A 13,933-nucleotide genomic window follows, 5' to 3' on the forward strand; every position below is an offset into this window, starting at 1 on the left:
GACGGCTGTTGTGGCACCGTCGGATCTTGTGACCGGTCTGCACGTGCGTACCGCCACCGACCGCGACTGGCCGGAGATCGTGCTGTTGGAGAACACCGGTTTCGGGATGGTCCACCATCCCGACGACCTTGCCGCCTTCCGCACCCTGGTGCCGGCTGACGGCATGGTGGTGGCCTGCGACGGGGCCACGGTGATCGGCGTGGCGTTCTATCTCGACCTGCGCCTGACCGTTCCCGGCGGGGCGACCCTGCCGGCCGCCGGAATCAGTGGCGTGGTGGTGGCGCCGACGCACCGCCGACGCGGGGCGCTACGGGCGATGTACGACGAATTACACGGCCGCATAGCGGATTCCGGCTACCCGATCGCAGCTCTGACGGCCAGCGAGGGCGGCATCTACGGCCGGTTCGGTTACGGCCCGGCGACCGTCGACCACGAACTGACCATCGACCGCCGATTCGCGGTGTTGCACTCCGACGCCCCCGACCCCAGCGGGGTCCGACTGGTCAAGCCCGGCGAGCACGGCGGCGCGTTCGCCGCGATCTTCGACCGGTGGCGTGCGAACACCGCCGGGGGCCTGATGCGCCCGCAGTCGCTCTGGGATGAGCTGCTCGCCGACCGGCCGGACAACCGGGCCGGGGGCACCGAGCTGTTCGGGCTGCTGCACGCGGACGGATATGCGCTGTATCGGGTCCACGGCGAGCACCCGAAGACAGCGCGGGTCGAGGAGTTCCGGGCGGTGACCGCCGACGCCCACGCAGCGCTGTGGCGGGCACTGCTGGGGCTGGATCTGATGCAGTCCGTCGTCATCGGCACCTACCCGGACGATCCGCTGCCGTACCTGCTGACCGACACCCGGCTGGCGAAGACCACCGGCCGCAAAGACGACGTGTGGTTGCGGATCATGGATGTTCCGGCCGCGTTGCAGGCCCGCTGTTACGCCGCGGACCTGTCCGCCGTGCTGGAGTTGCGCGACGGATTCCGTAGCGACGGTGGACGATTCTCGCTGATGGTTCGCGGTGGGCGGGTGGATTGCACGCGGACCGACGCCCCGGCCGATATCGAGATGGATCTCGACGTGCTGGGCAGCCTGTATCTGGGGGTGCACCGGGCGCCGGTGCTGGCCCGCGCCGGCCGGCTGCGGTGTCGGGACCCGGAACTGCTGCGGCGCCTCGACGTGGCGTTCGGCAGCGACGTCCCGGCACAGCTGGGCTTCTTCTTCTGACGGCCCCCAGGGCTTGTGAGGAAGCGGAAGGCTACAGCTTGGCCAGGTCGTAGCTGTCCAGGTTGTCGATCAGCACGTGCAGCTGATCCTGCGACGAGCCCAGGGTGTGCTCGATCGCGGTGAGCCGGGCCGCGTAGTGGCCGAGCGGGTACTCCCAGGTCATCCCGATCCCGCCGTGCAACTGGACGGCCTCTTGGGCGATGTGCCGCCCGGACCGGCCGATCTGCAGCTTGGTGCGTGCCGCGATCACCGGGTCGAGGTTGCCGTCGGCGATGGACATGGCCGCGTAAAGGCTCATGCTGCGGGCCAGTTCCAGCGAAACGTACATGTCGGCGGCACGCTGCGTGAGGGTCTGGAACGTGTTGAGCGTGACCCCGAACTGCTTGCGTGTCTTGAGGTAGTCAGTGGTCAGCCGCAGCGCCTCTTCCATCGCGCCGACCGCCTCGGCGCACAGTGCCGAGGAGATGCGGATGATCGCGTGTTCGATGGCCCGGCTGGCGTCGGTGGCCTCACCGAGCGGGGTCCCCGGTGCGCTGTCCAAGTCGATCTGGGCGCCACGCTGGCCGTCGAAGGTCCGGTACGGCCGGCGGCTGAGCTTGTCGGCGCCTCCATCGACCAGAAACAGCCCGGTCCCACCATCCGGCAGGGCGGCGCTGACTACCAGGGTGTCGGCGCGATCCCCGGTCAACACCGGGTTCTTGCGTCCGCTCAGCAGCCACGAATCACCTTGCTGCACGGCTGTGGTGGTCACCTTCCCGGCCGCGCCACGCATGCCCGGTTCGGTGTGGGCGAACGCCAGTACCTGATCGCCTTCGGCGACGGCGTCGAGCAGTTTGCGTTGCTCGGCATCGCCACGTTCGGCGATCAGCGCGCCCGGTCCCAACGCTCCGTGAACGACGGGCTCGGGGGCCAGTCGCCTGCCCATCTCGGTGAGCACCACCATGATCTCCAGCGGGCCGGACTCGTCCGGGTCGAACCCCAGACCGAGAATCCCGGTGTCGGCCAGCTGTTTCCACACCTGCGGGTTGAAGCCGGGATCGGCGTCGACGACCTTGTTACGGGTCTCGGTGTCGTAGCCCGACAACATCGAACGGGTGGTGTCGCGGAGCAGAACCTGCTCGTCGCTGAGTTGAAAGTCCATGACCGTCGTACCTCCTACAGGCCGAGAATGGTGGACGCGATGATGGTGCGCTGCACTTCGTTGCTGCCGCCGTAGATCGATGTCTTGCGGTAGTTCAGGTATGTCGGCGCGGCCTGCTGCGCCCACTCCGGAGAGGCGATGCCCTCGCCCGCCTCGAAGGGGAGCGCATCGGGCCCGGCGAGCTCGACGAACAGTTCGGTGACGGCCTGTTGCAGCTGGCTGCCGCGCAGCTTGAGCACCGACGACGCCGGGTTGGGTTTGCCGTCGACGGAATCACTCGACACCCTCATCTGGGTGAGTTCCAGTGCCAGCAAATCATTTTCGATCTCGGCCAGCCGTGCCGCGAACAGCGCGTCGTCGAGCGCGCCGAGCTCCTTGGCGCGCTCCTTGACCTCGGCGAGCCGGACCTTGGTGCGGGTCACCCCGGCGATCCCGGTCCGCTCGTTGCCCAGCAGGAACTTCGCGTAGGTCCAGCCGTGGTTCTCCTCGCCGACCAGCTGATCGGCGGGCACCCGCACGTCGGAGAAGAACACCTCGTTGACCTCGAAGCCGCCGTCGATGAGCTTGATCGGTCGCATGGTGACACCCGGCGTGGACACCTCGAACAGCAGAAACGAGATGCCGGCCTGTTTTTTGGGCGCTTGCGGGTCGGTGCGCACCAGACAGAAGATCCAGTCCGCGTACTGCCCGAGCGTGGTCCAGGTCTTCTGCCCGTTGACGATGTAGCTGTCGCCGTCACGCACCGCCGTGGTGCGCAGGCTTGCCAGGTCGGAGCCGGCATCGGGTTCGGAAAAGCCTTGGCACCACCAGATATCGAGGTTGGCGGTGGCGGGCAGGAAGCGTTCCTTGATGGCCTGGGAACCGAATTCGGCGATCACCGGGCCGACCATCTTGGCGTTGAAGGTCAGCGGTTCGGGCACCGATGCCAGTTGCATTTCGTCGAGCCAGATCTGGTGCTGGGTCAGAGTCCAGTCCTTGCCGCCCCACTCGACCGGCCAGTTGGGCACCGCGAGGCCGTGCGCGTTGAGGATCTTCTGGGTGGCGATGATGTCGTCGGGAAAGATCGAGTGGCCCAACCGGCCGCGTTCCCGGATGTCGGCGGGGATCTCGGAGGTGAAGAAGGCGCGCATCTCATCGCGGAATGCGGATTCTTCGTCGGTGAGTGCCAGTTGCACGGCGGACTCCTGTATCGGGATGGAAACGCAGACTGGTATGCACCCTAATCCGAACCCGTTACCGGTCGGTCCAGAAGGTCGGCATCGTGCCCTTTTGTAGGCTTGACCGCATGAAGCGGTCGCTCGTTGCGCTGTGCGTCCTGTTGTCGGCGGTGTCGTGTTCGGCGGAACCGGCCAAGAACACCGAACCGACGCCGACCCCGTCGCGGTCTCAGGTCGCCAAACCGGCCGCGCACATCGGCCAGACGTTGGACCTGATGCGGATCGGCGGGCAGAAGATCGCGGTGACGCTGACCGACGTCATCAACCCGGCCACCGTCCCGAACGGCTGGGGCGAGACCGGTAAGACCTACATCGCGACCAAACTGCGAATCGAGAACGCCGGAACGACGACGATCGTCGGCAACAGCAACAGCGACGTCTCGGTGGTCGGTTCGGACGACCAGAACTATCAGGCTGATTTCGCCACGGTGACCGAGTGCCAGGACTTCGCCTACGGCTGGTTTCTGATCGCCGCCGGCTCGTCGAGCACCGGTTGCGTCGTGTTCGCGCTGCCCCCCGGGGTCACCGCGACGAAGGTGCGCTACTCGCCGTCCTCGGGCATCTCCCAGGACACCGGGGAGTGGTTGAACCCGTAGCAGTACTGCGAGTCCTCGCCATTGGCAGCGGTTTTTGCACAGTCGTGCAGTGATCCACAATTTCGGTCCGCGGCCGCTGTCGAGCCGGCTGCGCTGCCGGGGTCGGCGCCTACCGTCGGCGTATGGCACCAGAACTACCCGGCGAGCGGCTGCAGCGTCGCCTCGGACTGCTGCCGGAACCCGATCGCACCGCTGACACGCCCGAGTCGGACGACGAGGCCGGCCCGAATTCGTTGCTGCCACGCTGGCTGCCCGACGCCACGGCTGACGCCGGGTGGCTCGCCAAGGTGCGGGCCGATCCGGGCCGATCCGGTGCGATCGCGCTTGCGGTGATCGCCGCGGTCGCGGTGCTCATCACTGTGTTCACCGTGCTCCGTGACCAGCCCGCGCCGGTGCTGAGCGCCAAACTGCCCCCGGTCGAGATGGTTTCGGCCGCCGGCCCGCGCACCGAGGATTCGACCGCGAGTCCTGCGCCGCCGGGCGCCGATCAGGTGGTGGTCAGCGTGGTGGGGTTGGTGCACAAGCCGGGTCTGGCGACGCTGTCGCCCGGTTCCCGGATCGCCGATGCGCTCACCGCCGCCGGCGGGGCCCTCGACGGTGCAGACACCATCGGGTTGAACCTGGCCCGCCCATTGGTCGACGGCGAACAGATCGTGGTCGGCCTGGCACCGCCATCCGGGCCGCCGGTACTCGGCAGCTCGGTCGGCGCGGCATCGCCGGTACCGGAGGCTCCGCGCACCAGCACCAGCACCGCGCCGACGGTGACCAAACCCGAGCCGAAAGCCGGCGAGCCGGTCAACCTCAACACCGCGACCGTCGAGCAGCTCGACGCCCTGCCCGGCGTCGGACCGGTGACCGCGGCCGCCATCGTGGCCTGGCGCGACACCCACGGCAAATTCGCCCACGTGGACCAACTCGGCGACGTCGATGGAATCGGTCCGGCGCGGCTGGAGAAGCTGCGTGCCCTGGTCCGCGTCTGAGGCGTGACGCAGCCACCGGCCCCGGCACCACCGGCGGCCCGGCTGGACGTCCGGTTGGTGCCGGCGGCACTGGCCGGCTGGCTGGTCACCGCTGCCGGCATCCAGTGGCGACTCGGCGGCACGCTGGCGGTGCTGTGCGCACTGCTCGCCGCTGTGTCGGCCCTGGTGTACCGGCACGGTGGGCGGACGGCTCGTCCCGGTTGGCGACTGGCCGGTGCCGCTCTGGCGGCCGCGTCAACGGTGGGGGCGGGGTTCGGATGGGCTGTCGCGCTGCGCACCGAAGCCGTCATCCATCACCCGATTGCCGCGGCGTTCGGCCGCACCGCGGCGGTGACGGTCACCCCCAGCGAGAGCCCGATGCCGGCCGGCGCCCGGCGGCTGATGTTCCGGGCTACCCTGCAGTGTCTCGACGGCGCTGAATCCTCCGGCCGGGTAATGGTTTTCGCGTCCGGCATTGAGTTCGGTGAGGTGATGGTCGGCCAGTCGATGGCGTTCCGCGCCAAGATCGCCCGCCCGGCCCGGCGTGACCTGACGGTGGCGGTGCTGACCGCCGCGGGGGAGCCGAGATGGGGCGAGCCGGGGCCCGTGGCGCGGGCAGCACATCGGGTGCGGGCCCGGTTCGCGGCCGCCGCCGGGCGGGTGCTGCCCGGCGAGCAGGCTCGGATGCTGCCCGCGCTGGTCCTCGGCGACACCTCGGCGATCACCGCTGCGACCGGGCGGGAGTTCCGGGCTGCGGGTCTGACGCACCTGATGGCGGTCTCCGGTGCCAATGTCACCATCGTCTGCGGTGCGGTGCTGTTTTCGGCGCGACTGGTCGGGCCGCGGGCTGCCGCGATGCTGGCCGGGCTTGCGCTGGTCGCGTTCGTGATCGTCGTGCAGCCCACGGCCAGTGTGTTGCGGGCGGCGGTGATGGGTGCGATCGCCTTGCTGGGGGTGCTGTCGGCGCGACGGCGCCAGGCGATTCCGAGCCTGGCCACCAGCGTGCTGGTGCTGCTGGCATTGGCCCCGCAGCTGGCCGTCGATGTCGGTTTCGCCCTGTCGGTGATCGCCACCGCGGCGTTGGTGCTGATCGCGCCGGTGTGGTCGGCTCGGCTGGTGGCCCGCGGCTGGCCGAAACCCTTGGCCGCCGCGGTCGCGGTGGCGTGGGCCGCAAATCTGGTCACCGCGCCGCTGATCGCGGGCATCTCCGGTCGGCTCAGCCTGGTCAGCACCCTCGCCAATCTTGCGGTGGCGGTGCTGGTCGCGCCCATCACCGTGCTGGGCAGCGCGGCAGCGGTGCTGTGCGGGTGGTGGCCGGCGGCCGCGGAACTACTGATCCGGTTCACCGGACCCGAACTGTGGTGGGTGTGCCGGGTTGCGCACTGGACCGGCGCGGTGCCCGCCGCGACCGTGCCCGTGCCCGCCGGGGCGACCGGGGTGTTCGGCGTCGGCGCCGCCGCGGTGCTGATCGTGATCTGTTGGCGGTGGCGGTGCTGCCGGCGGATGCTGGCCGCACTGGCAATGTGCGTGCTGGCCTGGTCGGTCACGGAGGTGTTGACCGGCTGGGCGGGTGTCGGGGCTGCGTGACACGATTGTCGGGTGAGCCAACCGGTTTCGCCGCTACACCTGATCCTCGGTGATGAGGAACTGCTGGTCGAGCGGGCCGTCGCGCAGGTGTTGGCAGCTGTACGGGTCCAAGCCGGCAGCACCGACATCCCGGTGGACCGGTTGCGGGCCGGCGAGGTCGAGGCGGGCGAGCTCGCCGAGCTGCTGAGCCCTTCGCTGTTCGCCGATGAACGCGTCGTGGTGCTGGAAGCCGCCGGTGAGGCCGGCAAGGAGGCCGTGACCCTCATCGGGGCGACGGCCGCCGACGTCCCGCCGGGCACCGTGCTGGTGGTGGTGCACTCCGGCGCCGGACGCGCCAAGGCGCTGGCCGGGCAGCTGCGCGAACTCGGCGCCCAGGTGCATCCGTGCGCCCGCATCACCAAGGCCGCCGAGCGCGTGGACTTCGTCCGCGGCGAGTTCCGCCAGCTCAAGGTCCGGGTTGACGACGCCTGCGTCACAGCGCTGCTCGACGCGGTGGGCTCCGACATCCGCGAGCTGTCCGCGGCCTGCTCGCAGCTGGTCGCCGATACCGGCGGGCACGTCGACGCCATCGCGGTGCGCCGCTACCACAGCGGGAAAGCCGAGGTGAAGGGCTTCGACGTCGCCGATCGGGCGGTAGTCGGCGACATCGAGGGCGCCACCGAGGCGCTGCGCTGGGCGATGATCCGCGGCGAACCGCACGTGGTGCTGGCCGACGCGCTGGCCGAGGCGATCCACACCATCGCCAGGGTCGGTCCCAAGTCCGGTGACCCCTACCGGCTGGCCGGTGAATTGGGCATGCCGCCCTGGCGGGTGCAGAAGGCGCAGAAACAGTCCCGGTATTGGTCGCGCGACTCCGTGGCCGCCGCGGTGCGGCTGGTGGCAGGACTCAACGCCGACGTCAAAGGCGCCGCCGCCGACGCCGACTACGCCTTGGAGGCCGCGGTCCGCAAAGTCGCCGAGTTGGCCGCCCGGTAGAGCCGCAACAGCAACACGAAAGCCCCTGTTCCCGGTGGGGAATCAGGGGCTTGCGTCGAGGGGGTGACCCGCGAAATCAGAGCTTGTTGAGGGTCCGCGCCAGCGCCGACTTCTTGTTGGCGGCCTGGTTCTTGTGGATCACGCCCTTGCTGGCGGCCTTGTCGAGCTTCCGGCCGGTCGAAACCAGCAACTCGCCGGCCTTCTCCTTGTCGCCGGCATCGGCGGCCTCGCGGAAGGCGCGGATCGCGCTGCGCACCGCCGACTTCACCGACTGGTTGCGCAGCCGGGCGCGCTCGTTGGTCCGGTTGCGCTTCACCTGCGACTTGATGTTGGCCACGGAGTAGTTCCTTCTTAAAAGCTTGAGTTGGGTTCGCCTCCCGACACGGGGGCAACGGCTGTTCAGGTTACCAGCTGGCCGGTCAACTCCCCAACTTGGCTCATCTTGGCTCGACCGGGCCTCCTCTGCTCAGCCGCCCGCACTCACGTCGACCCGGTGCAGGTCGTCGCCGAGCTCGATGGTGCCGTCGAACTCCGCGGCGGCCAGCGCCCGCCACTGCTCCTCTTGCCCGGGCGCGATCGCGGGTACGTAATGGGTCAGTACCAGCGTGCCGACTCCGGCCCGCCGGGCCGTGGCGGCGGCTTCGGCGACTGAGGAGTGGTAGTCGCAGATGTCGCGGATCCGCTGCTGGGGGAGCGCAGCGATGAGGTCTTTGCGGATCACGGTGTGGACCAGCGCGTCGGCTCCGGCGGACAACTGGTCGAGGCTGTCGCAGGGCACGGTGTCCCCGGCCAGCACCACCGATGCGGTCCCGGTTTCGTCGGCGTATTCGATCCGGAAGCCGATCGTGGGCGTCACCGGCCGGTGATCGGTGGGCGCCACGGTGATCTGCACGTGGTCGCGATCCCAGACCTGACCTGCGGTGTGTTCGGCCACCTCGACCGGTGGCGGGGCGGTCAGGTCGGCGTGGTGGGCGATTCGGTAGCCGATGTCATGCCCGAACGCGCGCAGCGTCGCCTCCACGACCTCCGCTGTGCCCGGTGGTCCGATGATCGGCAGCGGCGTGAGGTCGGGGGTGAAAGTGGTGACCCACCGGGTGATCAGCAGATCGCCCAGGTCGGCGATGTGGTCACTGTGCAGATGAGTGAGCAACAGCGCGGACAGCGTGTTGGCGGACGCACCCGCGGCGGCCATCCGCTGCAACACCCCGCGCCCACAGTCCACCAGCAGGGTTTGGCCGCCGGCCCGGATCAGGGTCGACGGTCCGGCGCGGTTCGGGTCGGGGATGGGGCTTCCGGTGCCCAGCAGGGTGATTTCGATGCTCATGACGTCACATATGCCACAGATATCCGGGCCGCGCTGGGCGATCGACAGACTTTCGGCATCGCCGCCCCGCAACCGGGCAAAATGGCCTAGCCTGGTGTGAAGCAGATCACTGCGGCGGGAGGCTTCGATGCGGATCGCGGATGTATTGCGGAACAAGGGTGCGGCGGTGGTGACCATCGATCCGGATGCCACCGTCATGGAGTTCCTGGCGGGTTTGGCCGAGCACAACATCGGCGCCATGGTCGTGATCGGAACCGACGGCTTGGAGGGGGTGGCCTCCGAGCGTGACGTGGTACGCCAGTTGCACATTCATGGCGCCAGCCTGCTGGCCCGGCCGGTGTCGGCGATCATGACCCGGTTGGTAGCGACCTGCGCCAAATCCGACTCCGCCGACGATGTCAGCATGCTGATGACCGAGCACCGGGCGCGCCACATCCCGGTGCTCGAAGACGGCCGGCTGGCCGGCATCGTCAGCATCGGCGACGTGGTCAAGTCGCGGATGGAGGAGCTGCAGGCCGAGCACGCGCAGCTGCGCTCCTACATCAGCCAGGGGTAGCGGGTCGCCGCCAAGGGTGGAGCTCAGCTCCACGCGTAGTCGCTGCGCAGCCGGGCGGCCACCACCTCGAACACCGTGCGTTCCAGGATGGCGCCCTCACGCCGGATCGACTCCTCGGGTACGTCGAGCACCCGGTCCAGCCGCACCCAGCTGAGCCGGTGGGCTTCGTCCCAGCTGCCCGCGCCGATTCCCAGCCAATTCGCGTCGTCTTCGTGACGCTGCCGGCTGGACAACATGAGTCCCAGCAGCATGGTGCGGTCGCGCCCGACGACCAACACCGGCCGGTCCTTGCCCTGGCCCGGATCGTCCTCGTAGGCCACCCAGGTCCAGACGATCTCGCCCGGGTCGGCTCGGCCATTGAGATCGGGGGCGTAGACCAGCCTGCGGGCGCGGTGCGCGGTCGGGGCACTGTTATCTGTGACCGGCCGGCCGGCCGGGATCGCCGGCGACGGGTCCGGCACCGCGCCACCGAGCACCTCCAGGCCGATCTTGATGCCCTGCTCGATGCCCCGCTGCACCAGCGGCGCCTGCTCCAGTTGGCGGATGAACCGTGGGGCCTCGTTGAACACCAGGTTCTCGGCGAACCGCTGCACGGTTTGCCACGGGCTCTTCCGCGGGGAAGCCATGATCGCAGCATAGGCGAGGCGGGATCGCGCACCGATGTTCCGACGTCAGGCGACGTGGACACGACGGCAGCGGCCCGGTATGCGCAAGCGTGGAAGAAATCAGCGGACCCGTTGGAAAGCTGAATGCCGATTGCATTGACGAAAGCGAGGCCTGCCGGCCATGTTCAGCATTGGCGATGTGATGTCCCAGCTTAGGCCCGCTAAGAAGGCTGGTGGTGTGCAAGACTGTCTCGTCTACCTGGGAAGACTCTCGCAACAATTCTGCTAGCTGACAGCTAAGTGAACTGACAGTTGTGTTTGATCACAGGTAGCTGTTAGATTCGTCTTGCTTTGCAGCGGACGGTGCTGGGGGAGCATCCGGCGGTGGCAGACTGCCCGGCCGGTTGGACATCGTGAAAGGCATATGACTATGAACATTCGCAAGATCGGCGTGGTAGGCAGCTTCGCTGCGGGTGCGGCATTCGCGTTGGCTCCGCTGGCGGCCGCCGCGCCCGATGCCCCGGACACCGAGGCCTTCAACTGGAGCAGCATCGTCGACAGCCAGCACGACTCGATGAACTGGCTCTTCACCAACGGTGCGGCTCTCACGAGTGTCCCGGCGACCGACATTATCCAGCCCACCGACGACAACCCGTTCGCGACTATCTCGCACGCCAACTTGCTGGAGCAGGCGGCGTTCGGCCAGCTGTTGTACGGGGTGAACTGGCAAGACGAGATGTCGTCAGGCGACTCGGGTTCCTACAGTCTGCTCAACGGCGCGATGCTGGAGTTCAACAACGGCAGCAACGCCGCCTTGTGGGCGCTGATGAACGGCGGCGACAACCTCGACTGGGACAGCGGTGCGCTGTTCGGTGGGAATGCCGCGGAGGCCATCGCCACCGCCGCCGCCGCATCCGGCGACGGCTGGGCGCAGGCCGGTTCCTACTTCGAGCTCGGCTTCAGCGACGTGCTCGGCTACTTCGGCCTGGGCTCGCTCGACATGTGATCCTCGTTCGGAACGCAAACCCCCGGAGGTGCGCCTCCGGGGGTTTCGTTTTGCAGCCATCGCCTCGCTACCCTGGCTAGACAGCAGGCACGCGCCGCCGCCTCACCCGCTCACCAGGAGATTCCCATCAGCAGTTTCGCCGACCAGACCTTCACCGCGCCGGCGCAGATACGGAACTTCTGCATCATCGCCCACATCGACCACGGCAAATCCACGCTGGCCGACCGGATGCTGCAGCTCACCGGCGTCGTCGACGACCGGTCGATGCGCGCCCAGTACCTGGACCGGATGGACATCGAGCGGGAGCGCGGCATCACCATCAAGGCCCAGAACGTGCGGCTGCCGTGGCAGGTCAACGGCGAACAGATCGTCCTGCACCTGATCGACACCCCCGGCCACGTCGACTTCACCTACGAGGTGTCCCGCGCGCTGGAAGCCTGCGAGGGCGCCATCCTGCTGGTCGACGCCGCCCAGGGCATCGAAGCCCAGACCCTGGCCAACCTGTACCTGGCACTGGACCGCGATCTCACCGTCATCCCGGTGCTCAACAAGATCGACCTGCCCGCCGCCGACCCGGAACGCTACGCCGCCGAACTGGCCCACATCATCGGCTGCGAACCCGAAGACGTGTTGAAGGTGTCCGGCAAGACCGGCGAAGGTGTGGCCGAACTGCTCGACGAAGTCGTCAAACAGATACCACCGCCCACCGGCGACGCCGACGGGCCCACCCGGGCAATGATCTTCGACTCCGTCTACGACATCTACCGCGGCGTGGTCACCTACGTCCGCGTCGTCGACGGCAGGATCACCCCGCGCGAGAAGATCGCGATGATGTCCACCGGCGCCACCCACGAGCTGCTCGAGGTCGGCATCGTCTCCCCGGAACCCAAGGCCACCAAGGGACTCGGTGTCGGCGAGGTGGGTTATCTGATCACCGGCGTGAAGGACGTGCGCCAGTCCAAGGTCGGCGACACCGTCACCACCGCCCGACACGGTGCGACCGAGGCGCTCACCGGCTACCGCGAACCCAAGCCGATGGTCTATTCGGGGCTGTACCCGGTGGACGGGTCGGACTACCCGAACCTGCGGGACGCCCTGGACAAGCTGCAGCTCAACGACGCCGCGCTGACCTACGAGCCGGAAACCTCGGTGGCACTGGGCTTCGGTTTCCGCTGCGGTTTCTTGGGCCTGCTGCACATGGAGATCACCCGGGAGCGCCTCGAACGCGAATTCGACCTGGACCTGATCTCCACCTCGCCCAACGTCGTCTACCGGGTGGTCGCCGAAGACAACACCGAAATCATCGTCACCAACCCCTCGGACTGGCCCGAGGGCAAGATCCGCACCGTCTACGAGCCCGTCGTCAAGACCACCGTGATCGCACCGAGTGAATTCGTCGGCACGATCATGGAACTGTGCCAGTCCCGGCGCGGCGAGCTGGGCGGCATGGACTACCTCTCGCCGGAACGTGTCGAGCTGCGCTACACAATGCCGTTGGGCGAGATCATCTTCGACTTCTTCGACTCGCTGAAGTCGCGCACCCGCGGCTACGCCAGCCTGGACTACGAGGAGGCCGGCGAGCAGGAGGCCGACCTGGTCAAGGTCGACATCCTGCTGCAGGGCGAGGCCGTCGACGCATTCAGCGCGATCGTGCACAAGGATTCGGCGGCGGCCTACGGCAACAAGATGACCACCAAGCTCAAGGAGCTGATCCCGCGCCAGCAGTTCGAGGTGCCGATACAAGCTGCGATCGGCTCGAAAATCATTGCCCGCGAAAATATTCGGGCCATCCGCAAAGACGTCCTGTCCAAGTGCTACGGCGGTGACATCACCCGTAAGCGCAAGCTGCTGGAGAAGCAGAAGGAAGGCAAGAAGCGGATGAAGACCATCGGCCGGGTCGACGTACCGCAGGAGGCGTTCGTCGCGGCACTGTCCACCGATGGCGGCGGGCCGACCGGGGAAAGAACCAAAAAATAGTGGCCGCCCGGGCAGGCAGAACCGCTGCAGCTGCGGCGGCGCTCGTGCTGCTGGCCAGCGGGTGCACCACGGTGGTCAGCGGAACCGTCAGGCCCGCACCGGGATTGGCCCCCACACCGGTTACCGGCATGGCGGTCCGGCAGGTGTTGCTCGACGACGCCGAGCTGTCGAAGCTGGTCGGTCAGCCCTTTCACAGCGACCCCGCCCTGCCCCCGCGCTTCGGTGGCGTCGATGACCTGCCTGACGCCTGGGACTCGGCGACGCCGGAAGACTGCGTCGGCGCTGCGGTGGGCGGCCAGAAGGCGGTTTACGGCTCTGTCGGCGTGCAGGATGTCGCCCATGAATTCTGGGACGCCAGCTCCGCCGCCGACGACTCGCCGCTGACCGGGGTGGGCGAGGCGGTGATCGCACTGGCCACCGCCGCTGACGCCGACGCGCTCTTCGAGAAGTTCGCCGAGCAGTGGGGCCACTGCGACGGGGTCACGGTGACCCGCCACGGTGAGGACAACGGCGACGCCAGCGGCGAGGTCACCGACGTCTCCAACACCGACGCGGTGCTCACCGCCACCGTGCGGACCACCGTGGACGGCGAGGTGGGCCTGCGCGTGTCGCGGGCGGTGGCGGCGCGGGTGAACTGCATCGTCGACGTCGACGTGTTCTGGTTCGTCGGCGAAGATGACCACGCCGACGCCCCACCGGCCGGGGACACCACCGCGGCCGACTTGGCGCGGGCGATGCTCGACAAGGTCCGCGGGCTGAGTGGCTAGG

At 68.3% G+C, this 13,933-nt stretch carries 14 protein-coding genes; 9 read left to right on the forward strand and 5 right to left on the reverse strand.

Going from position 1 to position 13,933, the window contains the following annotated elements; genetic code table 11:
• Positions 1 to 37: 37 nt before the first annotated feature.
• Positions 38 to 1,222 (forward strand): enhanced intracellular survival protein Eis, encoded by a 1,185-nt coding sequence (locus tag ACZYY4_RS03725; protein ID WP_463808417.1) that lies wholly within the window; start codon positions 38 to 40, stop codon positions 1,220 to 1,222.
• Positions 1,223 to 1,253: 31 nt separating this feature from the next.
• Here the strand turns inward: ACZYY4_RS03725 and ACZYY4_RS03730 are convergent, their stop codons facing one another.
• Both ACZYY4_RS03730 and ACZYY4_RS03735 read right to left on the reverse strand, forming a co-directional pair.
• Complete coding sequence (locus ACZYY4_RS03730) at positions 1,254 to 2,363, reverse strand: acyl-CoA dehydrogenase family protein (RefSeq protein WP_463808106.1); 1,110 nt, start codon at positions 2,361 to 2,363, stop codon at positions 1,254 to 1,256.
• Between the two features lie 14 nt (positions 2,364 to 2,377).
• On the reverse strand, positions 2,378 to 3,538 hold the full coding sequence (locus tag ACZYY4_RS03735; protein ID WP_463808107.1) for an acyl-CoA dehydrogenase family protein: 1,161 nt from the start codon (positions 3,536 to 3,538) through the stop codon (positions 2,378 to 2,380).
• Positions 3,539 to 3,648: 110 nt separating this feature from the next.
• Here ACZYY4_RS03735 and ACZYY4_RS03740 point away from each other — a divergent pair, with 110 nt between their 5' ends.
• From ACZYY4_RS03740 to holA, 4 genes are all read left to right on the forward strand, one after another.
• A complete protein-coding gene (locus tag ACZYY4_RS03740; protein ID WP_463808108.1) occupies positions 3,649 to 4,176 on the forward strand; it encodes a DUF4352 domain-containing protein in 528 nt (175 codons plus the stop codon).
• 122 nt (positions 4,177 to 4,298) lie between these two features.
• A complete protein-coding gene (locus ACZYY4_RS03745; protein WP_463808109.1) occupies positions 4,299 to 5,156 on the forward strand; it encodes a ComEA family DNA-binding protein in 858 nt (285 codons plus the stop codon).
• A gap of 3 nt (positions 5,157 to 5,159) precedes the next feature.
• Entirely contained in the window at positions 5,160 to 6,722 is a 1,563-nt protein-coding gene (locus tag ACZYY4_RS03750) for a ComEC/Rec2 family competence protein (RefSeq protein ID WP_463808110.1), read from the forward strand.
• Between the two features lie 12 nt (positions 6,723 to 6,734).
• Positions 6,735 to 7,697, forward strand: a complete 963-nt coding sequence (gene holA / locus ACZYY4_RS03755) for a DNA polymerase III subunit delta (protein ID WP_463808111.1) — start codon at positions 6,735 to 6,737, stop codon at positions 7,695 to 7,697.
• 76 nt (positions 7,698 to 7,773) lie between these two features.
• Here the strand turns inward: holA and rpsT are convergent, their stop codons facing one another.
• Positions 7,774 to 8,034, reverse strand: a complete 261-nt coding sequence (rpsT, locus tag ACZYY4_RS03760; RefSeq protein WP_463808112.1) for a 30S ribosomal protein S20 — start codon at positions 8,032 to 8,034, stop codon at positions 7,774 to 7,776.
• 129 nt (positions 8,035 to 8,163) lie between these two features.
• Positions 8,164 to 9,021: a ribonuclease Z gene (locus tag ACZYY4_RS03765; protein ID WP_463808113.1), complete on the reverse strand. Its 858-nt coding sequence runs from the start codon at positions 9,019 to 9,021 to the stop codon at positions 8,164 to 8,166.
• A 127-nt stretch (positions 9,022 to 9,148) separates the two neighbouring features.
• Here ACZYY4_RS03765 and ACZYY4_RS03770 point away from each other — a divergent pair, with 127 nt between their 5' ends.
• The gene (locus ACZYY4_RS03770) at positions 9,149 to 9,577 is read left to right on the forward strand and encodes a CBS domain-containing protein (protein WP_463808114.1); all 429 of its coding nucleotides are present in this window, start codon (positions 9,149 to 9,151) and stop codon (positions 9,575 to 9,577) included.
• A gap of 23 nt (positions 9,578 to 9,600) precedes the next feature.
• On the opposite strand, the gene ACZYY4_RS03775 is transcribed toward ACZYY4_RS03770, so the two are convergent.
• Positions 9,601 to 10,203, reverse strand: coding sequence for a type II toxin-antitoxin system PemK/MazF family toxin (locus ACZYY4_RS03775; protein WP_463808115.1), 603 nt, complete (start codon positions 10,201 to 10,203; stop codon positions 9,601 to 9,603).
• Between the two features lie 409 nt (positions 10,204 to 10,612).
• Here ACZYY4_RS03775 and ACZYY4_RS03780 point away from each other — a divergent pair, with 409 nt between their 5' ends.
• The 3 genes from ACZYY4_RS03780 (at position 10,613) to ACZYY4_RS03790 (ending at position 13,932) form a co-directional block, all read left to right on the forward strand.
• A complete protein-coding gene (locus ACZYY4_RS03780) occupies positions 10,613 to 11,188 on the forward strand; it encodes a hypothetical protein (RefSeq protein ID WP_463808116.1) in 576 nt (191 codons plus the stop codon).
• Between the two features lie 72 nt (positions 11,189 to 11,260).
• Positions 11,261 to 13,165, forward strand: a complete 1,905-nt coding sequence (gene lepA, locus ACZYY4_RS03785; RefSeq protein WP_463808419.1) for a translation elongation factor 4 — start codon at positions 11,261 to 11,263, stop codon at positions 13,163 to 13,165.
• Entirely contained in the window at positions 13,165 to 13,932 is a 768-nt protein-coding gene (locus ACZYY4_RS03790; RefSeq protein WP_463808117.1) for a sensor domain-containing protein, read from the forward strand. The genes lepA and ACZYY4_RS03790 overlap by 1 nt, the downstream gene beginning before the upstream one ends.
• Position 13,933 lies beyond the last annotated feature (1 nt).

The sequence above is a fragment of the Mycobacterium sp. IDUB_21 genome (genome assembly GCF_055419425.1).

Bases quoted from the DNA above. Each gene is read 5' to 3' on its own strand.
- ACZYY4_RS03730 (WP_463808106.1), bottom strand. From the start codon at position 2,363: ATGGACTTTCAACTCAGCGACGAGCAGGTTCTGCTCCGCGACACCACC.
- ACZYY4_RS03740 (WP_463808108.1), top strand. From the start codon at position 3,649: ATGAAGCGGTCGCTCGTTGCGCTGTGCGTCCTGTTGTCGGCGGTGTCG.
- ACZYY4_RS03745 (WP_463808109.1), top strand. From the start codon at position 4,299: ATGGCACCAGAACTACCCGGCGAGCGGCTGCAGCGTCGCCTCGGACTG.
- ACZYY4_RS03765 (WP_463808113.1), bottom strand. From the start codon at position 9,021: ATGAGCATCGAAATCACCCTGCTGGGCACCGGAAGCCCCATCCCCGAC.
- ACZYY4_RS03770 (WP_463808114.1), top strand. From the start codon at position 9,149: ATGCGGATCGCGGATGTATTGCGGAACAAGGGTGCGGCGGTGGTGACC.
- ACZYY4_RS03775 (WP_463808115.1), bottom strand. From the start codon at position 10,203: ATGGCTTCCCCGCGGAAGAGCCCGTGGCAAACCGTGCAGCGGTTCGCC.
- ACZYY4_RS03780 (WP_463808116.1), top strand. From the start codon at position 10,613: ATGAACATTCGCAAGATCGGCGTGGTAGGCAGCTTCGCTGCGGGTGCG.